Source organism: Pseudomonas sp. GNP012 (assembly GCF_054343835.1).
The window spans coordinates 174,464-198,101 of record NZ_JBTGUU010000001.1 but is presented as its reverse complement, the minus strand read 5'-3'; the positions used below and the strand labels follow the sequence as shown (position 1 = coordinate 198,101).

Below are 23,638 nucleotides of genomic sequence, written 5' to 3'. Positions count from 1 at the left end.
ATGCAATGGGAAGTCGTGATCGGGCTGGAGATTCACACCCAGCTCACCACCCGGTCGAAAATCTTTTCCGGTAGTTCCACCACGTTCGGTTCCGAGCCGAACACCCAGGCCAGCCTGATAGACCTGGGCATGCCCGGCGTGCTGCCGGTGCTGAACCAGGAAGCGGTGCGCATGGCGGTGATGTTCGGTCTGGCGATTGACGCCGAGATCGGCCAGCACAACGTGTTCGCCCGTAAAAACTACTTCTACCCGGACCTGCCCAAGGGCTACCAGATCAGCCAGATGGAATTGCCGATCGTCGGCAAGGGCCACCTGGACATCGCCCTGGAAGACGGCACGGTCAAACGTGTCGGCATCACCCGCGCGCACCTTGAAGAAGACGCCGGCAAAAGCCTGCACGAAGAATTCAGCGGCGCCAGCGGCATCGACCTGAACCGTGCAGGCACGCCGTTGCTGGAAATCGTTTCCGAACCGGACATGCGCAGCGCCAAGGAAGCCGTGGCTTACGTCAAGGCGATCCACGCGCTGGTGCGTTACCTGGGGATTTGCGACGGCAACATGGCCGAAGGCTCGCTGCGTTGTGACTGCAACGTATCGATCCGTCCGAAAGGCCAGGCCGAGTTCGGCACCCGCTGCGAGATCAAGAACGTCAACTCGTTCCGCTTCATCGAAAAAGCGATCAACAGCGAAATCCAGCGTCAGATCGAGCTGATCGAAGACGGCGGCAAGGTGATCCAGCAGACCCGCCTGTACGATCCGAACAAGGACGAAACCCGTCCGATGCGCAGCAAAGAGGAAGCCAACGACTACCGTTACTTCCCTGATCCGGACCTGCTGCCAGTCGTGATCGAAAACACCTTCCTCGACGACGTGCGCGCCACCCTGCCGGAATTGCCACCGCAGAAGCGCGAACGTTTCCAGGCGCAGTTCGGTCTGTCGGCGTACGACGCCAACGTGCTGGCCACCAGCCGCGAGCAGGCGGACTACTTCGAGAAGGTCGCAAGCATCAGCGGCGACGCCAAGCTGGCGGCGAACTGGGTGATGGTCGAGTTGGGCAGCCTGCTCAACAAGCAAGGCCTGGACATCGAACAGTCGCCGGTTTGCGCCGAGCTTCTGGGCGGCATGCTGCTGCGCATCAAGGACAACACCATCTCCGGCAAGATCGCCAAGGTGGTGTTTGAAGCGATGGCCAACGGCGAAGGCAGCGCGGACGAGATCATCGACAAACGCGGCCTCAAGCAAGTGACCGACACTGGCGCGATCTCGGCGGTGCTGGACGAAATGCTCGCGGCCAACGCCGAGCAAGTCGAACAATACCGCGCGGCAGACGAAGCCAAGCGCGGCAAGATGTTCGGCTTCTTCGTCGGCCAGGCCATGAAAGCCTCCAAAGGCAAGGCCAACCCGCAGCAAGTCAACGAACTGCTGAAAAGCAAGCTCGAAGGCTGATGAGGATGGAGCCAGCCCTAAAATCTGGCTCCTTTCCCTTGTGGGAGCGGGCTTGCTCGCGAATGCTGTTCGGCACTCAACACAAAGTTGACTGTCAGAATGCATTCGCGAGCAAGCCCGCTCCCACATTTGTTTTTGGAAGCATTAAATGAAGCGTCTACTTGGATTATGCGCCCTCCTCTCGCTCCTGGCCGGTTGCGCCAGCACCGACACCGTCGATCCGCATGGTTACGACAAAACCGGCGTGGCTTCGTACTACGGCGCCAAACACCAAGGCAAACGCACCGCCAACGGCGAGCGTTTCAACATGAATTCCATGACCGCCGCCCATCGCCAGCTACCCTTCGGTACACGGGTGAAGGTCACCAATCTGAATAACGACAAATCCTGCGTGGTGCGCATCAATGATCGCGGGCCGCACACCCGGGGCCGCCTGATCGACCTGTCCAAGGAAGCCGCCGAGCGCCTGGGCATGCTGCGCAGCGGCACCGCGCGGGTTCGCGTGCAAGCCCTCGACGACTGAGCGATGGAGCCCCGACCATTTTCGGACTAGCCGATTTACCCCTGATCAGCGTGATCGAATTGCTCAGCGGATTGCTCCTGCTGATTGTCGGCGCCGAATTGATGGTGCGCGCCGCCGTACGCATTGCCGCGCGGTTGCACATACGCCCGTTGATCATCGGCCTGACCATCGTCGCCCTCGGCAGCAGCGCACCGCAAATGGCGGTCAGTCTGCAGGCGACCCTGGCGCACAATGCCGACATCGCCGTCGGCAGCGTGATCGGCAGCAGCATTTTCAACATCCTCGTCACCCTCGGGCTGTCCGCCCTGATCATTCCTTTGCGGGTTTCCCGGCAACTGGTACGCCTGGATATTCCACTGATGATCGGTGCCAGCCTGCTGGTGTTCGTACTCGCCTGGAATGAAGAACTGACTCGTGTCGACGGAGTGATACTGCTGACGGCACTGGCGATTTACCTGGGGTTGCTGCTACGCCAGTCGCGACACTCGGCACGCCCGGTATCGAGCCATGACCATCATGCGCAAGCGCCATGGCTGAGCAGCCTGCTGATGATCGTCGCCGGGCTGGCGATGCTGGTGTACGCCGGGCACTTGCTGCTGGGTGCCGCGGTTGTGGTCGCCACCGATCTTGGGTTGTCGGAGCGGATCATCGGCCTGACCATCGTCGCCGTCAGCACCTCACTGCCTGAGCTCGCCACTTCGTTGATCGCGGCGATGCGCGGCGAACGTGACATTGCCGTGGGCAACGTGATTGGCAGCAACCTGTTCAACCTCCTGGGCGTGCTCGGCTTTACTGCACTGGTGGCGCCATCGCCGCTGTCGGTGTCGCCCAATGCCCTGGATTTCGACCTGCCGGTGATGCTCGGCGTCGCGGCGCTTTGCCTGCCGGTGTTCTACTCCGGCTACCGGGTGACCCGCGCCGAAGGCCTGTTGTTTCTGGGTTTGTACCTGGCGTATGGGCTGCACGTGGTGTCGTTCACCACCGGCATGCCACTGGCCGGCAAGCTGGAACACCTGATGCTGTTTTTCGTCCTGCCGGCGCTGGTGGCGTTTTTGCTGTTCACGTCGCTACGCGCCTGGCATCGCCAACACCATAAGAAGGAAGCCCCATGACCGAGAATAAAAAAGCCGGCGTTGAAGTTCGTCGCCAAGTAATGGGCGACGCCTTCGTCGACCGCGCACTGGGCAACGCCACCGAGTTCACCCAGCCGCTGCAGGACTTCGTCAATGAGCACGCTTGGGGCGGCGTGTGGAATCGCGAAGGCCTGCCGCTGAAAACCCGCAGCCTGATCACCCTCGCCGCCCTGACCGCGCTCAAGTGCCCGCAGGAATTGAAAGGTCACGTGCGCGGGGCCTTGAACAACGGCTGCACCGTGGAGGAAATTCGCGAGGCGTTGCTGCATTGCGCGGTGTATGCCGGCGTGCCGGCGGCGATCGATGCGTTTCGCGCGGCGCAGGAAGTGATCGACAGCTATCAGCAACCTGAGTGAGTCATTGAAATTCAGGTTGCCTGATCTGGCGCCATCGCGAGCAAGCTCGCTCCCACAGGGGGCTTCGGTGTGAACAGAGTTTGATTAACAACAACGAAACCTGTGGGAGCGAGCTTGCTCGCGATGAGGCCCTGAAGAACGCCACAAACTCCAGGGTCAGATCCACCCACCCCACTGCAACAAAAAGATCCCGACGTTGGTGGTGACCGCCGCCATCAGCGTGGTGATCACGATAATCGCCGCCGCCAGTTCATGATTGCCCTCGGCCGCCCGCGCCATCACAAAACTGGCAGCGGCGGTCGGGCTGCCGAAGTACAGAAACAGAATCCCCAACTCCGCGCCACGAAAACCCCACAGCCACGCACCCAGCGTCGCCAGTACCGGCAAGCCGATCATCTTCACCAGGCTTGAACTCAGCGCCATGTTGCCGCTTTTGCGCAGCGCCGCCATGGACAAGGTGCCGCCGATGCAGATCAGCGCCAGCGGCAAGGTGGTTTGCGCCAGGTACTGGCCGGAGGTCTCCAGCCAGCCTGGCAAGCCGATCTTGAAATAGGCGAAGGGCGCCGCCGCCATCACGCTGAGGATCAACGGATTGCTCAACACGCTTTTGCAGATGCTCCACGGATCGGACTTGATCACCGGGCTGTACACCGCCAGGACGATGGTCGACAGCGTGTTGTAAAACAGGATCACCAGCGCCGCGAGGATCGCCCCGAGGGAAATCCCGTAGTCGCCGTACATGCTGGCCGCCAGCGCCAGGCCGATCACCCCGTTGTTACCGCGAAAGGCGCCCTGGGTGTAGATCCCCCGATCTTCCCGCGGACACTTCCAGATCGCCCAGCCCCAGGCGATGGCAAAGCCCACCAGGGTCGCGAGGGAGAAATAGATCAGCAGCGCCGGCTGTAACGCCGCGTGCAGGTCGGCATGCAGGATGCCCAGAAACAGCAGCGCCGGCATGGTGACGTTGAACACCAGGGCCGACGCCGTGTGGATGAAGTTGTCGTTGATCCAGTCGATGCGCTTGAGCAGCGCCCCCAGAAACAGCATGGCGAATACCGGCGCGGTGATGTTCAGGGTTTCGAGGAATATTGCCAGCATGCCGGAGAGGACCTTGGGGTGGGCGTCGTTAGGGGGCTAATGATAAGCCACCAAGTCCTTCGGTGTCTGGTCGACCGCCTTCGCGAGCAAGCCCGCTCCCACAGGTTCAGCGCAATCCTTGTGGGAGCGGGCTTGCTCGCGAAGAACGATAACGCGGTCTTACGTGATCGGCGCCGGGTTGAACAGGGTGATGTCGTTATGCAGCTTGTGCTGCTCCGCCCACGTCTGCTTCTTGCCGCTGGCCACGTCCAGATAGTAGTGGAACAGCTCCCAGCCCAGCTCCTCGATCGATGCGCGGCCGGTGGCAATGCGCCCTGCGTCGATGTCGATCAAATCCGGCCAGCGCTGCGCCAATTCAGTCCGGGTCGACACCTTCACCACCGGTGCCATGGCCAGTCCGTAAGGCGTACCGCGACCAGTAGTGAACACGTGCAGGTTCATCCCCGCCGCCAGTTGCAGCGTCCCGCAGACAAAATCGCTGGCCGGCGTCGCGCAGAAGATCAGGCCTTTGCGCTTGAAACGCTCGCCAGGGCCAAGCACGCCGTTGATTGCGCTGCTGCCGGACTTGACGATCGAGCCCAGGGACTTCTCGACAATGTTCGACAGCCCGCCCTTCTTGTTGCCCGGCGTGGTGTTGGCGCTGCGGTCCGCTTCGCCCTTGGCCAGGTAACGGTCGTACCAGTCCATTTCCCGCACCAGCTCCTGAGCGACTTCCTTGGTCTGCGCGCGGGACGTCAGCAGGTAGATCGCGTCGCGCACTTCGGTGACTTCGGAGAACATCACCGTCGCACCCGCACGCAGCAACAGATCCGATGCGTAACCCAGCGCCGGGTTGGCGGTGATGCCGGAGAATGCATCACTGCCGCCACACTGCATGCCGAGAATCAGCTCGGACGCCGGCACGGTTTCCCGGCGACGTTGATCGAGCTTCTTCAAACGGGTTTCGGCCAGTTCCATGATCTGCTCGATCATCTCGGTGAAGCCGTGGCTGGAGTCCTGCAAGCGGTACAGCCATGGCTCGCTCAAATCCACCGAACTGTCGTTCTCGTGCATCACCTGCCCGGCCTGCAATTTCTCGCAGCCCAGGCTGATCACCAGCGCTTCGCCGCCCAGGTTCGGATTGCGCGCCAGATTGCGCACCGTGCGAATCGGGATGTACGCGTCGGTGGCGGTGATCGCCACGCCACAGCCGTAGCTGTGGGTCAGGGCCACCACGTCATCGACGTGCGGATACTTGGGCAGCAACTCGGCCTTGATGCGCTTGACCGCATGATCCAGCACCCCTGTCACACATTGCACGGTGGTGGTGATGCCGAGGATGTTGCGCGTGCCGACGGTGCCGTCAGCGTTGCGATATCCCTCGAAGGTGAAACCTTCCAGCGGTGCTTGCGCGACGGGCACATCGGTGGACAGCGGCAGGCTGTCCAGCGGTGGCGCGGTCGGCATGCGCAGTTGATCTTCCTTGACCCAGCTGCCGCGGGGAATCGACTGCAAGGCGTAGCCAATGACCTGGCCGTAGCGAATCACCCGGCCACCCTCGGGAATGTCTTCCAGGGTGACCTTGTGGCTCTGTGGCACGAAGTCCACGGTCACCAGGCCGTCCGCAAATTCGGTACCGGCCGGTACGCCCTGATCGTTGACCACGATCACTACGTTATCCCGCTCGTGCAGGCGGATGTAGCGCGGCGAGTCGGAATGTTCAATCAACTGCATGACGCCGCTCCTCAGGAATGCGCTTGAGACAATTTGCCAGGGGCTTCAGAACCATTTGCGGGAGGCTCTTTGAGCACCACACGCTTGATCGGACCTACGATCACCAGGTAACTGAACACCGCGACCAGCGCGTTGCAACCGACGAACACCAGCGCCCACTTGAACGAACCGGTGGAGCTGATGATGTAGCCGATGACGATCGGGGTGGTGATCGAAGCCAGGTTGCCGAAGGTGTTGAACAGGCCACCGCTCAGACCGGCGATCTGCTTGGGCGAAGTATCGGACACCACGGCCCAGCCCAGTGCGCCAACGCCTTTGCCGAAGAACGCCAGGGCCATGAAGCCGACGACCATCCATTCGACATCCACGTAGTTGCAGGCCACGATGCTGCTGGAAACCAGCAGGCCCGCAATGATCGGAGCCTTGCGGGCGAAAGTCAGGGAATGGCCTTTGCGCAACAGGTAATCGGAAATCACCCCGCCTAGCACACCACCGATGAAGCCGCAGATCGCCGGCAAGGACGCGATGAAACCGGCCTTGAGGATGGTCATGCCACGCTCCTGCACCAGGTACACCGGGAACCAGGTCAGGAAGAAGTAAGTGATGCCATTGATGCAGTACTGGCCCAGATACACGCCGAGCATCATGCGGTTGGTCAGCAGTTGGCGGATGTAGTCCCACTTCGGACCGTCGGTCTTGTTGCCTTTGCCTTTGCCTTTGTCCTGGTCCATGTCGACCATGCCGCCGTTGTCGGCGATGTGCTTGAACTCGGCATCGTTGATCATCGGATGCTGGCGCGGGCTGTAGATCACCTTCAGCCAGATCCCGGAGAAGATGATGCCGATCACGCCCATGACGATGAACACATGCTGCCAGCCAAAGGCGTAGACAATCCAGCCCATCAGTGGAGCGAACAACACGGTGGCAAAGTATTGCGCCGAGTTGAAGATCGCCGAAGCAGTGCCGCGTTCAGCGGTCGGAAACCAGGCTGCGACGATGCGCGCGTTGCCGGGGAAGGATGGCGCTTCGGCCAGGCCGACCAAAAAGCGCAGCATGAACAGCGCAACCACGGCTGTGGACATGCCGAACTCGCCGACATAACCCTGCAGGACGGTGAACAGCGACCAGGTGAAGATGCTCAACGCGTAGATTTTTTTCGAACCAAAGCGGTCCAGCAACCAGCCACCGGGGATTTGCCCGGCCACGTAGGCCCAACCGAATGCGGAGAAGATGTAGCCAAGGGTAACGGCGTCGATGCCCAGGTCTTTTTGCAGGCTGGAGCCGGCGATTGCGATGGTAGCCCGGTCGGCGTAGTTGATCGTGGTCACCAGAAACAGCATGAGCAGGATCAGATAGCGGACGTGAGTCGGCTTGGTCGATTGCATGTAGATGTACTCCCACTGATTATTTTTATGCGGGTAATAACGGTGCTTTGTGGGAGCGAGCTTGCTCGCGATGGTCGTCAACGATGACGCTGGGCGTCAGGCTGAACTTCGCAATCTCGAGACCATCGCGAGCAGAGCTCGCTCCTACAGGGGGCGCGGTATCGTTGCCAATACCGCGGTGTTTCTTGTTACGAACCGATGTAGCTGGTTTTCACGACCGTGTAGAACTCTTGCGCATAGCGACCTTGCTCACGTGATCCATAGGATGAACCTTTACGCCCACCGAACGGAACGTGGTAATCCACACCGGCGGTCGGCAGGTTGACCATCACCATCCCGGCCTGGGAGTGGCGCTTGAAGTGGTTGGCGTACTTCAGCGAGGTGGTGGCAATGCCCGCCGACAGCCCGAACTCGGTGTCGTTGGCCATGGCCAGCGCGGCTTCGTAATCGGCGACGCGGACGATGTTGGCAACCGGGCCGAAGATCTCTTCGCGGCTGATGCGCATCGACGCTTCGCTATCGGCAAACAGGGTCGGCGCGAGGAAGTAGCCCTCGGTGTCGCAGGTCACCAGACCACCGCCGCTGACCAGTCGTGCACCTTCGGACTGACCGATGTCGATGTACTTCATGTCCTGTTCAAGTTGCGCTTGCGAGACCACCGGTCCGATATCGGTGCCAGCCTTCAACGCATGGCCGACCTTGATCGACTTCATGCGCTCGGCCATGGCTTCGACGAACTTGTCGTGGATGCCGGCGGTGACGATAAAGCGACTCGAAGCTGTGCAACGCTGGCCGGTGGAGTAGAACGCGCTCTGTACCGAGAGCTCGACCGCTTGCTTGAGGTCGGCATCGTCGAGAATGATCTGCGGGTTCTTGCCGCCCATTTCCAGCTGGACCTTGGCCTGACGCGACACGCAATTCACAGCGATCTGACTACCCACGCCCACCGAACCGGTGAAGCTGATGCCATCGACTTTCGGGCTGTTGACCAGCGCTTCGCCGACTACGCGACCGCTGCCCATCACCAGGTTGAACACGCCGGCCGGGAAACCGGCGCGGGAGATGATTTCCGCCAGGGCCCAGGCGCAACCCGGTACCAAATCCGCGGGTTTGAGCACGACGCAGTTGCCGTAGGCCAGCGCCGGGGCGATTTTCCACGAAGGGATCGCGATCGGGAAGTTCCACGGGGTAATCAGACCGACCACGCCCAAGGCTTCGCGAGTGACTTCAACGTTGACGCCCGGACGCACCGACGGCAGATAGTCGCCGGACAGACGCAGGCATTCACCGGCGAAGAACTTGAAGATGTTGCCGGCGCGGGTCACTTCACCGATGGCTTCGGGCAGGGTCTTGCCCTCTTCCCGGGCCAGCAGGGTGCCGAGTTCTTCGCGACGGGCAAGGATTTCAGTGCCGACTTTATCCAGGGAATCGTGGCGCGCCTGGATGCCGGAAGTGGACCACGCCGGGAACGCCGCACGGGCAGCTTCGATGGCAGCGTTGACCTGGGCCAGATCAGCCTTGGCGTAGTCGCCGATGGCGTCGCTCAGCTCGGACGGGTTGATGTTGGTCGAGTAATCGCTGGCTGCGACCCATTCGCCATTGATGTAGTTATCGAAACGCTTTGCATCTGCCACGAGATGTTCTCCTCACGCAAAAAGCCGCTGATCGCTCAGCGGCCCTGGTTTATCGGGTGTTACTGCGCGCCCTGCTTGTCGATCAGCGCGGCGAGCATTTCGTACTCTTCGCCGGTCAGATCGGTCAGCGGTGCACGCACGGGACCGGCGTCGTAGCCGGCAATTTTTGCCCCGGCCTTGACGATGCTCACGGCATAACCGGCCTTGCGGTTACGGATGTCCAGGTACGGCAGGAAGAAGTCGTCGATGATCTTGCCGACGGTGGCGTGATCTTCGCGAGCGATCGCGTGGTAGAAGTCCATCGCGGTTTTCGGGATGAAGTTGAACACCGCCGAGGAGTAGACCGGTACGCCCAGTGCCTTGTAGGCCGCGGCGTAGACTTCGGCGGTCGGCAAACCGCCCAGGTAGCTGAAGCGATCACCGAGGCGACGACGGATCGACACCATCAACTCGATATCACCCAGGCCATCCTTGTAGCCGATCAGGTTCGGGCAGCGCTCAGCCAGGCGTTCCAGCAGCGGCGCGGTCAGGCGGCAGACGTTACGGTTGTAGACCACCACGCCGATGTTGACCGATTTGCACACGGCTTCAACGTGGGCGGCAACGCCGTCCTGGCTGGCTTCAGTCAGGTAGTGCGGCAGCAGCAACAGGCCCTTGGCACCCAGGCGCTCGGCTTCCTGTGCGTATTCAATGGCCTGGCGGGTCGAACCGCCCACGCCGGCCAGGATTGGCACGCTGGTGGCGCAAGTGTCGACCGCAGTCTTGATGATTTCCGAATATTCGCTGGCCGCCAGAGAGAAGAACTCACCGGTACCGCCCGCGGCGAACAGCGCCGAGGCGCCGTATGGGGCCAGCCATTCGAGACGCTTGATATAACCCGCGCGATTGAAGTCGCCCTGAGCATTGAAATCGGTGACCGGGAAAGACAGCAGACCGGCAGAGAGGATGGACTTCAGTTCTTGTGGATTCATTATTCGAACACCCTGGATAGCGACGTTGTGTGAGAAAACCGTTCAGCCTGCGCCGAAGTTGTATGTCATCGTACAACTTAAAATACAACCGTCAACTGCATTTCATCGCTGGGGGTGAAAATTGTTCGACACGAATACGTACAACCCTTGTTTTATTGGCTTACGCGGCAGAGGACAGGGATGTTCACACCTCGAAAAACAGGTGCTCAGGAGATACGTTGTCGGAGGATTGTGGCGAGGGATAAGTACAACAGAGGCTGACTGAAGGTTTTGTGAGATGGCTTACAGCCCCTTCGCGAGCAAGCCCGCTCCCACATTTGAGTTTCTGCGAACTCACAATTTGTGCACGACACAAATCAAGTGTGGGAGCGGGCTTGCTCGCGAAGGCAATCTGTCAGTCCAACTCAGGATTGGATCAGCACACTCAGCCCCGCTGCGCCTCAGCCTCTTCATGGGCATGGCGCAATCGTTCACGACTGTTGGTCAGGTGCAGACGCATGGCGGCCCGGGCCGCATCGGAATCCTGACGGGCAATGGCGTCGTAGATTTCCTCGTGCTCACGGCTCAGACGCCCCATGTAGTGCTGCTGGTCGTCATGGGCCAGGCGCGCGGAATTCAACCGTGTGCGCGGGATAATGCTGGTGCCCAGGTGGGTCATGATGTCGGTGAAATAACGGTTGCCTGTGGACAGCGCGATTTCGAGGTGGAAGGCGAAGTCCGAAGCCACGGCGTCACTGGCGTGGGCGGCGCTTTCATTCAACGCATCGAGGGCGGCGCGCATGTTGGCCAGTTGTTCCGGACTGCGACGTTGCGCCGCCAGCCCGGCAGACTCCACTTCCAGGCTGATGCGCAGTTCCAGGATCGCCAGCACATCACGCAAGGTCACCACGGTCGCCGGGTCGATACGAAAGCCACTCGGGCTCGGCGTGTCGAGCACGAAAGTGCCGATGCCATGGCGGGTTTCCACCTGGCCGGCCGCCTGCAGACGGGATATCGCTTCGCGCACCACCGTGCGGCTGACACCATGGGCATCCATGATGGCCGACTCGGTGGGCAACTTGTCGCCACGCTTGAGATGACCGTCGCGGATCTGCTCGGACAGCACCGTCACCAGTTCCTGAGCGAGGCTGCGGCGCTTGCGTGGGAGGCGTGGTGTGTCGATCGGGTTTTCCATGGTGTACATCGGTCTCGAAAAGTTCGGCGGCTGAAAGCGCATCATAGCGCAACGCGGTTGTACGATCACCACCGCCCCATGTAGGAGCGAGCTTGCTCGCGATGGAGGCTAACGATAACGCGTGCTTTCTGAATAAACGCGGCGCTTTCAAGTCCATCGCGAGCAAGCTCGCTCCTACAAGGAATCGGGGGTATTTACGCGGTCACGGCCTGGTCCACCAGATGGCCATTCTCGATACGAACGTGCCGCGGATGGAAGCGCTTGAGGCTGCTGCGATGGCCGACGCTGACAATGCTCAGCCCCGGCAATTCATCGATCAGCGCCTGGTACAGCGTGGCCTCGTCTTCTTCGTCCATCGCCGAGGTCGCTTCGTCCATGTACAGCCATTGCGGTGCATAAAGCAGCGCACGGGCAAAGGCCAGGCGCTGCTGCTCACCCGGAGATAACATGCGCTGCCAGTGGTTGGCTTCGTCGAGACGGGCAATCAGGTGCGGCAAACGACAGGTTTCCAACACCTGCACGTAGCGCTCGTTCGGATAGGTATCGCCGGGCTGTGGATAACTGAGGACATCACACAGGGTGCCAATCGGCAGATACGGTTTTTGCGGCAGGAACAGGTAACGCGCCGATGGCAGGCGAATACTGCCATGGCCGGCCGGCCACAGATGCCCCATTGCCCGCAGCAGTGTCGACTTGCCGCTGCCGGAGCGACCGCTGAGCATCACACGCTCGCCCTTCTCCACAGTCATGTCGGCGTTGGTCAGCAGGTGACGACCGTCCGCCAGGTCAAGGCCGAGGTTGTGCACCTTCAGGACGGAGCCCGAATTCTGCACGTCGATCGCTGGCGCACGCTCTTCGTTGTCACGCATGGCCTGGTGGAAGCTCAGCAGACGATCGCAGGTGGCGCGCCAGGAAGCGAGGCTCTGGTAGGCGCTGATGAACCAGCTGAAGCTTTCCTGCACGTTGCCGAACGCCGAGCTGATCTGCATCAGCTCGCCCAGTTCGATCTTGCCGGAGAGGTAACGCGGCGAGGCAACGATGAACGGGAAGATGATGGCTGCCTGGCTGTAACCGGCGGTGAAAAACGTCAGGCGCTTGGACACCTTCATGATGTCCCAGAAGTTATGCCAGACCATCCCGAAGCGACTGCTCAACCGACGATTTTCGTTCGGCTCGCCGTTGTACAACGCGATGCTTTCGGCATTCTCGCGAATCCGCACCATGGAGAAACGCAGGTCGGCTTCGAAGCGTTGTTGTTGGTTGTTCAGACCGATCAGGCGACGACCGATCAAATGCGTCAGCCAACTGCCCACCACGGCGTAAACCAGCACGCACCAGAACATGTAGCCGGGAATCGTGATGCCGAACACTTCGATACTGCCCGACACGCCCCACAGAATGATCGAGAACGACACCAGGCTGACGATATTGCGCAGCAGCCCAATACCCAGTTCGAGGGTGTTGGAGGTGAAGTTGTTGAGGTCTTCGGAAATCCGCTGGTCCGGGTTATCGGTGTAACCGCCCTGCTCCAGCTGGTAGTAGTTTTTGTCCGCCAACCAACGGCTGAAATGCTTTTCGGTGAGCCACGCCCGCCAGCGGATCGTCAGCATCTGCGTCAGGTAAAGCCGATACACCGCGCCGACGATCGCCACCGCCGCAATCGCACAGAAATACAGGATCAGTTGCCAGAACGCTGCCTCGTCCTTCTTCTGCAGGGCGTTGTAGAAGTCCTTGTACCAGGTGTTGAACCACACCGAGATCCCCACGCTGATCAGCGACAGCGCAATCACTGCGATCAGCAGCGTCCAGGCCTTGGCCTTCTCTTCACTGCGCCAGTAAGGCGTGATCATTGCCCACACTTTGCGAAAAAACTGCCCGCGCACGGCGTCGTTGACCGCGGAATACTCAGCGTTCTGATTCATGGAAAAGGCTCGATAAAGAAAAGAACACGCACGAACCGATCATAGATGATCGGTCCGGTTTGTCGCGAGATACGGCCCGCATTCGTTCAGCAAAGGTTCAGCGGCGAACGGGACGCTTCTGCAGTTTGCGCTGCAGGGTGCGGCGGTGCATGCCCAGGGCGCGGGCAGTGGCGGAAATGTTGCCTTCGTGCTCGGTCAGCACGCGCTGGATGTGCTCCCACTGCAGGCGGTCCACCGACATCGGGTTTTCCGGCACCAGGCTGTCGAGGTCGGCGTGTTCGGATAGCAGCGCTGCCAGCACGTCGTCGGCGTCCGCCGGTTTGCACAGGTAGTTGCAGGCACCGCGCTTGATCGCCTCGACAGCGGTGGCAATGCTCGAATAACCGGTGAGGATCACCACGCGCATTTCCGGGTCCATTTCCAGCAACTTGGGCAGCAGCACCAGGCCCGAATCGCCGTCCATTTTCAGGTCCAGGGCGGCGTAATCCGGCAGATCGGCCTTGGCCAGTTCCAGGCCTTCTTCGGCGGAACCGGCAGTACTGACGCGAAAACCGCGACGGGCCATGGCGCGGGCCATGACGCGGGTGAATGTGGCGTCGTCATCGACCAGCAATAAATGCGGCAGTTCTTCGCCTTCGACTTGGATCTCTTCACTCATGTTCGTCTCCTCGGGCGACACGGGGAAGGCGCAGCTCGGTGAGTGTGCCGCCTTCCTCATGACTGTAGAGTTTCACTGAGCCGCCGGCGCGTGTCACGCTGGCCTTGCTCAAAAACAGGCCCAGGCCGAAACCTTTGCCCTTGGTGGTAAAAAACGGTTTGCCGATTTGTTCAGCGATGGCCAGCGGCACACCGGCACCATGGTCACGGATGCTGATGGTGAGATTTTCCCAATCCCAGTCCAGCGTCACCTGCAGCCCTTCGGGGCAGGCATCGGCGGCATTGTTCAGCAGATTCAGCAACGCCTGGGTCAAGTCCGGCGGCGGCGCCATACGGGGTACAGGGCCCTGGCCGAGGCGCTGGAAGCGATAGCTGGCTTCCGGGCGCATCAGGTGCCAGCGATTGAGGGCTTCATCAAGCCAGTCGGTGACGTCCTGCATCTCCACCGCCAACCGGCGATTGGCCTCTGCGGCGCGCACCAGATGTTGCAAAGTCTCTTTACACAACTTGACCTGATCCTGCAGCACGCTCAGGTCATCCTGCAACATCGGGTCAGGGTGGTCCTGACGCATTTCCTTGAGTAGCACACTCATGGTCGCAAGCGGCGTGCCCAGTTCATGGGCGGCGCCAGCGGCCTGGGTGGCGACGGCCAACAGTTGCTGATCGCGCAGGCCTTCTTCGCGACGAATGGCGCGCAGTTCTTCCTGACGACGCAGTTCTTCGGCCATGCGCGCGGCGAAAAACGTGATGACCGCAGCCGCGAGGGCAAAACTCAACCACATCCCGTACACCTGCAGGTTTTCCCGGGCGATGGGGAAGGTTTGCAACGGATAGAACTGCGCCAGCAGCAGTGTGTACATCGTCAACGCGATACCCGAGAGGATCACCGAATAACGCCATGGCAACGTCACGGCGGCAATGGTCAGCGGCACCAGGTAATAGGAGACGAAGGGGTTGGTCGAGCCACCGGAGAAATACAGCAATGCGCTGTGGATAAACAGGTCGCAAGCCAGTTGCACGGCGTATTCGAGCTCGGTCACCGGCCACGAGGTACGCAGGCGAATCGCTGTGAACACGCACAACAGCATCGAGCAAGCGAGGGTCGCAGCCAGTTGAAACCAGGGCAGAGGCAACAATTCGAGCCAGTAGGCCAGGCCCACGGAACCGGCCTGGGCGGCCAGCACCAATGTGCGGATGAATGTCAGCCGCCAGAGGTTCTGGCGAGTGGCGGAAGTGATTTGAACGGGGGCGAGCATGAGCTCTCCTGATGAGCGCTCCAGGCGGATCGCAGGGAGTATAACCAAGCGCGGGGGCTGACAGGCAAAAGTGCGGCAAACGGCCACAGTCATTGGCGTGGAACTGCGTGCAATGAACTCTGTGGCGAGGGGGCTTGCCCCCGTTGGACTGCGAAGCAGTCCTAAAACCTGCCGCCGCATTTTATCGGTTGAACCAAGTGAGGCAATCTGCGACTGCTTCGCAGCCGAACGGGGGCAAGCCCCCTCGCCACAGCAAGCTCGCACCTACAAAAGGCCGCATGCATCTGTATAGAAGTTGTAACTGTGCGAACCAGAGCATAAAAGCTAGAGTCTGATGGTTTCACGCAGGCCCGGACCATACCCCTGCGCACCTTTCAAGGAGCCTTCATGCACACATTCCGCCGCAGCGCCGCCCTCCTCGCCCTGAGTCTCGGCACCGTCGCCAGCCTCCCGGCCCTGGCCGCCGACGAACTGCATTACAACCAGATTTCCCTGCGCGCCGAAGTCAGTCAGGAAGTGGCTCGCGACCTGATGATCGTGACGCTCTACACCGAAGAACAGAACAGCGACCCGGCCAAACTCGCCGCCGACGTCAGCACCACCATGAACAAGGCGCTGGCCCAGGCCAAGCAGGTCAAGGACATCACCCTGCGCCAGGGCAGTCGCAACAGCTACCCGATCTACGACACCAAGGGCCAGAAAATCACCGGCTGGCGCGAGCGCGCCGAATTGCGCCTGGAAAGCTCGGACTTCGCCGCGCTGTCGAAGCTGACTGGCGAGCTGCTCACCGACCTGAAAATGGGCGGCATGGACTTCGCCATTGCCACCCCGACCCGCAAGACCAGTGAAGACGCCCTGCTCAAGGACGCCGTGACCGCCTTCAAGGCCCGCGCCCAACTGGCCACCGATGCCCTCGGCGGCAAAGGCTACAAAATCGTCAACCTGAACCTCAACAGCAGCGGTTATCCACAGCCTTACCTGCGCGCGCCGATGATGATGAAAGCGGCCGCCATGGACGCCGCCCCCGTGACGCCGGATGTCGAAGCCGGCACCAGTCAGGTCAGCATGACCGCCGATGGCTCGATTGAAGTGCTGATGCCTTGAATCGATAGCCCGTAGACAAAAACGGCGATCATTAAAACGATCGCCGTTTTTTTTTGGCAGTTTTCAGGCATGAGCTATAACTGGATAGGTCCACCCGAGAAATGCCGTCGATTGGCCACTATCGGTGCAACAATAACCACTCTTATTCACGCCATGCCCACCCCGCAATCCGGGGTATGAATAAGTAACACCCCCGCCCCACGCGGGAGCAACCCGAGCCGGGCGCGCACCATAAAAGTGCATCACTTGCACCGTAAAAACGCCGCGCAAACGGTCAAATGCGTCAGGAATTATACAAATGCGACATTAAGGTACGTTCGTGCCACCGTTTAAGGCTTGTAGTCACTCTGGATCTTGCATTGGGTATGGCCCCTGCATAAGTATCCGCAGGCACGACTCACGAGGTCGTCCTCTAATTCCAAAAATGACAACAAATCATGAGGCCACCATGCTTAAACAAGCGGTCATTCCGTTTTTAGTCGGCGCCAGCCTGTTGGCTAGTGCACCGTTCGCTCAAGCTGCGACTAACCTGGTGTTCTGCTCCGAAGGGAGCCCGGCCGGTTTCGATCCAGGTCAATACACCACCGGAACCGACTTCGACGCCTCTGCAGAAACCATGTTCAACCGCCTCACCCAGTTCGAGCGCGGCGGCACCGCTGTCATTCCAGGTCTGGCGACCAGCTGGGACGTCTCCGATGACGGCCTGACCTACACTTTCCACCTGCGTGAAGGTGTGAAGTTCCACACTACCCCGTACTTCAAGCCGACTCGTGAGTTCAACGCCGACGACGTGCTGTTCACCTTTAATCGCATGATTAACAAGGATGACCCGTTCCGCAAAGCATACCCGACCGAATTCCCGTACTTCACCGACATGGGGATGGACACCAACATCACCAAGATCGATAAAGTCGACGACAAAACTGTCAAGTTCACCCTCAAGGACGTTGATGCCGCGTTCATCCAGAACATGGCCATGAGCTTCGCCTCGATCCAGTCCGCCGAGTACGCTGCCCAACTGCTCAAGGAAGGCAAGGCCGCCGACATCAACCAGAAACCGGTGGGCACCGGCCCGTTCGTGTTCAAGAGCTACCAGAAAGACTCCAACATCCGCTACACCGGGAACAAGGACTACTGGAAGCCTGACGACGTGAAGATCGACAACCTGATCTTCGCCATCACCACCGACCCGTCGGTACGTATCCAGAAGCTGAAGAAGAACGAGTGCCAGGTCACCCTGTTCCCTCGTCCGGCCGACCTGAAGGCGCTGAAAGAAGACAAGGACCTGAAACTGCCTGACCAGGCCGGTTTCAACCTGGGTTACATCGCCTACAACGTGATGCCCAAGGTCAAGGGTCAAACCGATGCCAACCCGCTGGCCGAGCTGAAAGTTCGCCAGGCACTGGACATGGCGGTCAACAAGCAACAGATCATCGACTCCGTGTACCAGGGCGCCGGCCAACTGGCCGTCAACGCCATGCCACCGACCCAGTGGTCCTACGACACCACCATCAAGGATGCGCCGTACAACCCTGAGAAAGCCAAAGAGCTGCTCAAGGAAGCTGGCGTGAAAGATGGCACCGAAATCGTTCTCTGGGCGATGCCGGTACAGCGTCCATACAACCCGAACGCCAAACTGATGGCAGAAATGCTGCAGTCCGACTGGTCCAAGATCGGCCTCAAGGTCAAGATCCAGAGCTACGAGTGGGGCGAGTACATCAAGCGCTCCAAAGGTGGCGAGAACCAGGCGATGCTGATTGGCTGGAGCGGTGACAATGGTGATCCGGACAACTGGCTGAACGTGCTGTTCGGCTGCGACTCGCTGGAAGGCAACAACTTCTCCAAGTGGTGCGACAAGAAGTTCGACGACATCGTCAAGCAGGCCAAGCGCACGTCCGACCAGGCCAAGCGCACCGAGTTGTACAAGCAGGCGCAACACGTCCTCAAAGATGCAGTCCCGATGACACCTATCGCTCACTCGACGGTGTTCCAACCCATGCGCGCCAACGTGCAGGACTTCAAGATCAGCCCATTTGGCTTGAACTCCTTCTACGGCGTCAGCGTCAGCAAATAAGGTTTTGCAACGGCGACGTTTCTGACGTCGCCGTTGCTTTATCTACCGAGCAAGCAGGAATTTGCCTACATCCAAATCCGCAGCTGACTACAGCATCGGGTGAGGACGCGTCGCCATTTCCTACGAGTCTTTAGGACTCTACGCATTTACTGCCGGACCCGTGGCTCATACCGTCGGGATCCGACCAGTGCATGCGTGGGTCATCGGTTATTGCTGCGTGCATGGCTTGAAATCAGTGATGCCTCTACGTCTGCGGACGGGACGACGGCTCATTGACAACACTTTGAGAGAGAAGGGAGCGTTATGCGCCATACCTTGGTTTTATCCGCATTGCTGGGCACCGGCCTGTTGGCCGCCACTTCCGTCAGCCAGGCCGCCAACAACAGCCTGGTATTCTGCTCCGAAGGCAGCCCCGCCGGTTTCGACACGGCGCAGTACACCACCGCGACCGACAACGACGCCGCCGAACCGCTATACAACCGGCTGGCAGAGTTTGAAAAAGGTGCGACCAACGTCGTACCAGGCCTGGCCACGAGCTGGGACATCTCCGAGGACGGCCTGAAATATACCTTTCACCTGCGCGAAGGGGTGAAGTTTCATACCACCAAATACTTCACGCCAACCCGCGACTTCAACGCCGACGACGTGCTGTTCACCTTCAATCGCATGCTCGATCCGCAACAACCATTCCGTAAGGCTTATCCGACAGAGTTTCCGTACTTCAACGGCATGAGCCTGAACAAGAACATCGCCAAGGTCGAAAAGACCGGGCCACTGACCGTGGTCTTTACACTCAACAGCGTGGACGCCGCGTTCATCCAGAACATCGCCATGAGCTTCGCCGCCATCCTGTCGGCCGAATACGCCGACAAGCTGTTGGCCGAAGGCAAGCCGAGCGACATCAACCAGAAGCCGGTCGGCACCGGCCCGTTCGTGTTCAAGAGCTATCAGAAAGACTCGAACATCCGTTACACCGGCAACAAGCATTACTGGGACCCGAGCCGGGTCAAGCTCGACAACCTGATTTTCGCCATCAACACCGACGCTTCGGTGCGCGTGCAGAAACTCAAGGCTGGTGAGTGCCAGATCACCCTGCACCCGCGCCCTGCCGATGTGCCCGCACTGAAGAACGACCCGGCCCTGCAACTGATCGAGAAGCCTGGCTTCAACCTCGGCTACATCGCCTACAACGTGCGCCACAAACCGTTCGACCAACTTGAAGTGCGCCAGGCGCTGGACATGGCGGTAAACAAGCAGGGCATTCTCAATGCCGTTTACCAGGGTGCGGGGCAACTGGCGGTCAACGCCATGCCGCCGACCCAATGGTCCTACGACGACACGATCAAGGACGCCGCCTACAACCCGGAGAAAGCCAGGGAATTGCTCAAGGCTGCCGGCGTCAAGGAAGGCACTGAAATCACCCTCTGGGCCATGCCGGTCCAGCGTCCGTACAACCCCAACGCCAAGTTGATGGCCGAAATGCTCCAGGCTGACTGGGCGAAGATTGGTCTCAAGGTCAAGATCGTCAGCTATGAGTGGGGCGAGTACATCAAGCGCACCAAAAATGGCGAGCACGACATCAGCCTGATCGGCTGGACCGGTGACAACGGGGATCCGGACAACTGGCTGGGCACGCTCTACAGCTGCGACGCCATTGGCGGCAACAACTACTCGATGTGGTGTGATCCTGCCTACGACAAGCTGATCAAGCAGGCCAAGGTCGTCACCGACCGTGACCAGCGCACCCTGCTCTACAAACAGGCGCAGCAGTACCTCAAGCAGCAGGTGCCGATCACGCCAGTCGCCCACTCAACGGTCAACCAGCCGCTGAGCGCCAAAATCGAAGGGTTCAAAGTGAGCCCGTTCGGCCGCAATGTGTTCTCGGGTGTCAGCATAGAAAAATAACCGATTAGCCAGAAATGCCGGGGGGCGGATTTTCCGCCCTCACGCAGACGCTTTGCCGTCTTTTGCCAATTTGGCCAACAGCAAACGTTTGCGGTGCCGTGAATGAGTTCTAAACCAATAGCCGGATCACAAAAAAAGACCGGCATAAAAAAAAGAAAGTAAGGAGCTTTACCCATGAAACTGAGCAGCACCGCGTTATTGGCCTTGGCCATAAGCAGCGTAACCGCCACGGCTTACGCAGAAACCCAAAGCCAGGCTTTCACCCCGGTTACCGTGAACGAGAAGAATGCCCAAAGCGAAGCTACCGGCTTTGTCGAAGGCCAGTCGATCACCGGCACCACGCGTAACTGGTACGCCAATGAACAACTGAAACGTGGTGCAAAATTCAAATACAACGATCACGGCACGCTGACCGATACCGATCGTCGTATCAACTGGGTCCAGGGCACCATCGTCAAATACAACTCGGGCTTCACCGAAGGGACTGTCGGTTTCAGCACCGAAGTGGCGGCTTACAACGCCATCGCACTTGACCAGGATCGTAAAGACCTGGCATCCGGCAACGGTGGCGCACCAGGCACTCGTCCAAATGCAGGCAACAACCGGACCCTGACCAAAGAAGGCGGCGACGCTCAAGGCCAGTGGAGCAAACTGGGCCTGGCCAACGTCAAGGCCCGTGTCTCCAACACCACCCTGACCGCCGGCCGCATGAACTTCAGCAGCCCGATGGTCGACGTGATCGGTAACCGCGCACTGCCTTCGAGTTTCGAAGGTGTGGCCATCCACAGCGAAGAGCTGAACAACCTGGCCTTCGACCTGGCCACCTTCGACCGCAACTCACCGCGTACCGAAGAAAGCCAGCGCAAATTCCGCACCGAATACGCCAACGGCATCGTCGAGACCGATCACGTCTACACCGGCGGCCTGACCTACACCCCATTTGCCAGCCTGACCACCAGCCTCTGGGCGACCCAGGCGGAAGACATCTGGAACCAGTACTACTTCGGCGCTTCCCACGTTCTGGGCGACAGCCAGGTACTGAGCCTGACCACCGGCCTGAACTACTACAAAACCCAGGACACCGGTAAGGCCCTGATCGGCACTATCGACAACGACACCTATTCCCTGTCGTTCGGCCTGACCCACCAGGCCCACACCCTGACCCTCTCGTACCAGGAAGTGAACGGCAACGAGTATTTCGACTACCTGCACGAAACCAACGGTATCTACCTGGCCAACTCCCTGCTGTCGGACTTCAACGGCCCGAACGAAAAATCGTTCCAGGTTGCCTACGGTCTGAACATGGCCGAATACGGCGTGCCAGGCCTGAAGTTCAACATCTACCAGGCGCGCGGATGGGGTATCGACGGCACTCACTACACCGGCAACGGCGGCGTGCCTGGCAAGGGTTACGACGGCATCCAGTCCCAGGATGGCGAACACCACTATGAATACGGCATCGGCGCGACCTACGCCGTGCAGAGCGGCCCACTCAAGGCCACCACGATCCGCGGTACCTACACCGCTCACCGTGCCAGCGAAAACCAGGCTGACGGCAGCATCAACGAGTTCCGTCTCGTGACCACGGTTCCGTTCAATATCCTGTAATGCGCGCGCCTGACGGCTGATTCAATGACGAATCGGCCGTTGGGTTTTAGTCCTTTAACTGATTGCAGAGGGTTCTTGATGAAAATGCTTCCCCTACGTGCGGCCATCGCGGCTGCTTTGCTCAGTGTCGCTGTCGGCGTTTCGGCCAAGCCCCTGGTGGTTTGCACCGAGGCCAGCCCTGAAGGCTTCGACATGGTCCAGTACACCACTGCAGTCACCGCCGATGCCGTGGCCGAAACCATCTTCAATCGCCTGGCGGACTTCAAGCCCGGTACCACAGACGTGATTCCGGCACTGGCCGACTCCTGGGGCATCAGTGAAGACGGCCTGAGCTATACGTTTCATCTGCGCAAAGGCGTCAAGTTCCACACCACCGAATACTTCAAGCCGACCCGCGACATGAATGCCGACGACGTGGTCTGGAGCTTCCAGCGTCAGCTGGACCCGAATCATCCATGGCACAAACTGTCGAGCGTGGGCTTCCCGTACTTTGAAAGCATGGGCTTCAAAGAGCTGCTCAAAAGCGTCGAGAAAGTCGACGACAACACGGTCAAGTTCACCCTGACCCGACGCGAAGCGCCGTTCCTGGCCGACATCGCCATGGCCTTCTCGTCGATCTACTCCGCCGAGTACGCCGATCAATTGCTCAAGGCCAACAAGGCCGGCGACCTGAACAACAAACCAGTCGGCACCGGCCCGTTCGTCTTCCAGCGCTACAACAAGGACGCTCAGGTTCGCTTCAAGGCCAACCCGGATTACTTCCGTGGCAAGCCACCGGCCGATGCGCTGATCCTGGCCATCGCCACCGACAACAACGTACGCCTGCAGAAGCTCAAGGCCAACGAGTGCCAGGTTGCGCTGTATCCGAAACCGGATGACATCCCGAGCATCAAGAAAGACTCGAACCTGAAGGTCGACGAACTGAACGCGATGACCGTTTCCTACATCGCCATGAACACCACGCACAAGTACATGAGTGATGTGCGGGTGCGCAAAGCCATCGACATCGCCTTCGACAAAGAGGCGTACGTCAATGCGTTGTTCGGCAAGGGCAATGCAACGGCCGGGGTCAACCCGTACCCGGACACCCTGCTGGGCTACAACCACGACCTGAAGAACCCGGCCCGAGACCTGGACAAGGCGCGCGCCTTGCTCAAGGAAGCCGGCGTACCGGAAGGCACCACCTTCACCCTGTTCACCCGCAACGGTGGCGGTCCGACCAACCCGAACCCGATGCTCGGCGCGCAGATGATGCAAGCCGACCTGGCCAAGGTCGGGATCAAGATCGACATCCGCGTGATGGAGTGGGGTGAGATGCTCAAACGCGCCAAAAACGGCGAGCACGACATGGTTTCCGCCGGATGGGCGGGCGATAACGGCGACCCGGATAACTTCCTGACGCCTATGCTCAGTTGTGAAGCGGCCAAGAACGGAGAAAACTACGCGCGCTGGTGCAATGACAAGTTCCAGGCGCTGATTGACCAGGCCCGGGAAAAAACCGATCCGGCCGAACGTGCAGCGCTCTACGAGCAGGCCCAGGTTATTTTTAACCAGGACCAGCCATGGATCAGCATGGCGCACACTAGAATGTTTACCGCAATGCGCAACAACGTAGAGGGCTATCACATTAGCCCCCTCACCACGAACAACTTCGCCACCACCCAGGTGAAGTAGATAAG

The 23,638-nt window shown here is 59.8% G+C and carries 18 protein-coding genes; 9 read left to right on the top strand and 9 right to left on the bottom strand.

Features of this window, described 5'->3' with window-relative positions; genetic code table 11:
• The 4 genes from gatB to ACXX83_RS00775 all read left to right on the top strand — a co-directional run bounded on the left by gatB (position 1) and on the right by ACXX83_RS00775 (position 3,458).
• A complete protein-coding gene (gene gatB, locus ACXX83_RS00790) occupies positions 1-1,446 on the top strand; it encodes an Asp-tRNA(Asn)/Glu-tRNA(Gln) amidotransferase subunit GatB (protein WP_015093486.1) in 1,446 nt (481 codons plus the stop codon).
• A 148-nt stretch (positions 1,447-1,594) separates the two neighbouring features.
• A complete protein-coding gene (locus ACXX83_RS00785) occupies positions 1,595-1,969 on the top strand; it encodes a septal ring lytic transglycosylase RlpA family protein (RefSeq protein ID WP_008051680.1) in 375 nt (124 codons plus the stop codon).
• A 50-nt stretch (positions 1,970-2,019) separates the two neighbouring features.
• Positions 2,020-3,081, top strand: a complete 1,062-nt coding sequence (locus ACXX83_RS00780) for a calcium/sodium antiporter (protein WP_458547353.1) — start codon at positions 2,020-2,022, stop codon at positions 3,079-3,081.
• Positions 3,078-3,458 (top strand): carboxymuconolactone decarboxylase family protein, encoded by a 381-nt coding sequence (locus tag ACXX83_RS00775; RefSeq protein ID WP_458547352.1) that lies wholly within the window; start codon positions 3,078-3,080, stop codon positions 3,456-3,458. Before ACXX83_RS00780 ends, ACXX83_RS00775 begins: the two co-directional genes overlap by 4 nt.
• A 156-nt stretch (positions 3,459-3,614) precedes the next feature.
• Here the strand turns inward: ACXX83_RS00775 and ACXX83_RS00770 are convergent, their stop codons facing one another.
• The 9 genes from ACXX83_RS00770 to ACXX83_RS00730 all read right to left on the bottom strand — a co-directional run bounded on the left by ACXX83_RS00770 (position 3,615) and on the right by ACXX83_RS00730 (position 15,268).
• Positions 3,615-4,556: an AEC family transporter gene (locus ACXX83_RS00770; protein ID WP_217837190.1), complete on the bottom strand. Its 942-nt coding sequence runs from the start codon at positions 4,554-4,556 to the stop codon at positions 3,615-3,617.
• Positions 4,557-4,715: 159 nt separating this feature from the next.
• Positions 4,716-6,269: a galactarate dehydratase gene (gene garD, locus ACXX83_RS00765; protein ID WP_458547351.1), complete on the bottom strand. Its 1,554-nt coding sequence runs from the start codon at positions 6,267-6,269 to the stop codon at positions 4,716-4,718.
• Positions 6,270-6,280: 11 nt separating this feature from the next.
• Positions 6,281-7,654 (bottom strand): MFS transporter, encoded by a 1,374-nt coding sequence (locus tag ACXX83_RS00760; protein WP_217837188.1) that lies wholly within the window; start codon positions 7,652-7,654, stop codon positions 6,281-6,283.
• Between the two features lie 188 nt (positions 7,655-7,842).
• On the bottom strand, positions 7,843-9,288 hold the full coding sequence (locus tag ACXX83_RS00755; protein WP_458547350.1) for an aldehyde dehydrogenase family protein: 1,446 nt from the start codon (positions 9,286-9,288) through the stop codon (positions 7,843-7,845).
• Positions 9,289-9,347: 59 nt separating this feature from the next.
• Positions 9,348-10,259, bottom strand: a complete 912-nt coding sequence (gene kdgD, locus ACXX83_RS00750; RefSeq protein ID WP_007981458.1) for a 5-dehydro-4-deoxyglucarate dehydratase — start codon at positions 10,257-10,259, stop codon at positions 9,348-9,350.
• 424 nt (positions 10,260-10,683) lie between these two features.
• Positions 10,684-11,433 (bottom strand): FadR/GntR family transcriptional regulator, encoded by a 750-nt coding sequence (locus ACXX83_RS00745; RefSeq protein ID WP_015093478.1) that lies wholly within the window; start codon positions 11,431-11,433, stop codon positions 10,684-10,686.
• Positions 11,434-11,627: 194 nt separating this feature from the next.
• Positions 11,628-13,355, bottom strand: coding sequence for an ABC transporter ATP-binding protein/permease (locus tag ACXX83_RS00740; RefSeq protein ID WP_458547349.1), 1,728 nt, complete (start codon positions 13,353-13,355; stop codon positions 11,628-11,630).
• Positions 13,356-13,452: 97 nt separating this feature from the next.
• A complete protein-coding gene (locus ACXX83_RS00735; RefSeq protein WP_007973041.1) occupies positions 13,453-14,013 on the bottom strand; it encodes a response regulator transcription factor in 561 nt (186 codons plus the stop codon).
• Positions 14,006-15,268: an ATP-binding protein gene (locus tag ACXX83_RS00730; RefSeq protein ID WP_102698840.1), complete on the bottom strand. Its 1,263-nt coding sequence runs from the start codon at positions 15,266-15,268 to the stop codon at positions 14,006-14,008. The genes ACXX83_RS00735 and ACXX83_RS00730 overlap by 8 nt, the downstream gene beginning before the upstream one ends.
• A gap of 387 nt (positions 15,269-15,655) precedes the next feature.
• Between ACXX83_RS00730 and ACXX83_RS00725 the strand changes: the two genes are divergently transcribed.
• The 5 genes from ACXX83_RS00725 (at position 15,656) to ACXX83_RS00705 (ending at position 23,633) form a co-directional block, all read left to right on the top strand.
• Positions 15,656-16,372, top strand: coding sequence for an SIMPL domain-containing protein (locus ACXX83_RS00725; RefSeq protein ID WP_015093475.1), 717 nt, complete (start codon positions 15,656-15,658; stop codon positions 16,370-16,372).
• A gap of 448 nt (positions 16,373-16,820) precedes the next feature.
• Complete coding sequence (locus ACXX83_RS00720) at positions 16,821-18,446, top strand: ABC transporter substrate-binding protein (RefSeq protein ID WP_007973045.1); 1,626 nt, start codon at positions 16,821-16,823, stop codon at positions 18,444-18,446.
• Between the two features lie 303 nt (positions 18,447-18,749).
• Positions 18,750-20,351 (top strand): ABC transporter substrate-binding protein, encoded by a 1,602-nt coding sequence (locus ACXX83_RS00715; protein WP_217837186.1) that lies wholly within the window; start codon positions 18,750-18,752, stop codon positions 20,349-20,351.
• A 174-nt stretch (positions 20,352-20,525) separates the two neighbouring features.
• The gene (locus ACXX83_RS00710; protein WP_015093473.1) at positions 20,526-21,959 is read left to right on the top strand and encodes an OprD family porin; all 1,434 of its coding nucleotides are present in this window, start codon (positions 20,526-20,528) and stop codon (positions 21,957-21,959) included.
• A gap of 78 nt (positions 21,960-22,037) precedes the next feature.
• Positions 22,038-23,633, top strand: a complete 1,596-nt coding sequence (locus ACXX83_RS00705) for an ABC transporter substrate-binding protein (RefSeq protein ID WP_458547348.1) — start codon at positions 22,038-22,040, stop codon at positions 23,631-23,633.
• The last annotated feature ends 5 nt before the right edge of the window (positions 23,634-23,638 follow it).

Bases quoted from the DNA above. Each gene is read 5' to 3' on its own strand.
- gatB (WP_015093486.1), top strand. From the start codon at position 1: ATGCAATGGGAAGTCGTGATCGGGCTGGAGATTCACACCCAGCTCACC.
- ACXX83_RS00785 (WP_008051680.1), top strand. From the start codon at position 1,595: ATGAAGCGTCTACTTGGATTATGCGCCCTCCTCTCGCTCCTGGCCGGT.
- ACXX83_RS00775 (WP_458547352.1), top strand. From the start codon at position 3,078: ATGACCGAGAATAAAAAAGCCGGCGTTGAAGTTCGTCGCCAAGTAATG.
- ACXX83_RS00770 (WP_217837190.1), bottom strand. From the start codon at position 4,556: ATGCTGGCAATATTCCTCGAAACCCTGAACATCACCGCGCCGGTATTC.
- garD (WP_458547351.1), bottom strand. From the start codon at position 6,269: ATGCAGTTGATTGAACATTCCGACTCGCCGCGCTACATCCGCCTGCAC.
- ACXX83_RS00760 (WP_217837188.1), bottom strand. From the start codon at position 7,654: ATGCAATCGACCAAGCCGACTCACGTCCGCTATCTGATCCTGCTCATG.
- kdgD (WP_007981458.1), bottom strand. From the start codon at position 10,259: ATGAATCCACAAGAACTGAAGTCCATCCTCTCTGCCGGTCTGCTGTCT.
- ACXX83_RS00745 (WP_015093478.1), bottom strand. From the start codon at position 11,433: ATGGAAAACCCGATCGACACACCACGCCTCCCACGCAAGCGCCGCAGC.
- ACXX83_RS00740 (WP_458547349.1), bottom strand. From the start codon at position 13,355: ATGAATCAGAACGCTGAGTATTCCGCGGTCAACGACGCCGTGCGCGGG.
- ACXX83_RS00735 (WP_007973041.1), bottom strand. From the start codon at position 14,013: ATGAGTGAAGAGATCCAAGTCGAAGGCGAAGAACTGCCGCATTTATTG.
- ACXX83_RS00730 (WP_102698840.1), bottom strand. From the start codon at position 15,268: ATGCTCGCCCCCGTTCAAATCACTTCCGCCACTCGCCAGAACCTCTGG.
- ACXX83_RS00725 (WP_015093475.1), top strand. From the start codon at position 15,656: ATGCACACATTCCGCCGCAGCGCCGCCCTCCTCGCCCTGAGTCTCGGC.
- ACXX83_RS00720 (WP_007973045.1), top strand. From the start codon at position 16,821: ATGCTTAAACAAGCGGTCATTCCGTTTTTAGTCGGCGCCAGCCTGTTG.
- ACXX83_RS00715 (WP_217837186.1), top strand. From the start codon at position 18,750: ATGCGCCATACCTTGGTTTTATCCGCATTGCTGGGCACCGGCCTGTTG.
- ACXX83_RS00710 (WP_015093473.1), top strand. From the start codon at position 20,526: ATGAAACTGAGCAGCACCGCGTTATTGGCCTTGGCCATAAGCAGCGTA.
- ACXX83_RS00705 (WP_458547348.1), top strand. From the start codon at position 22,038: ATGAAAATGCTTCCCCTACGTGCGGCCATCGCGGCTGCTTTGCTCAGT.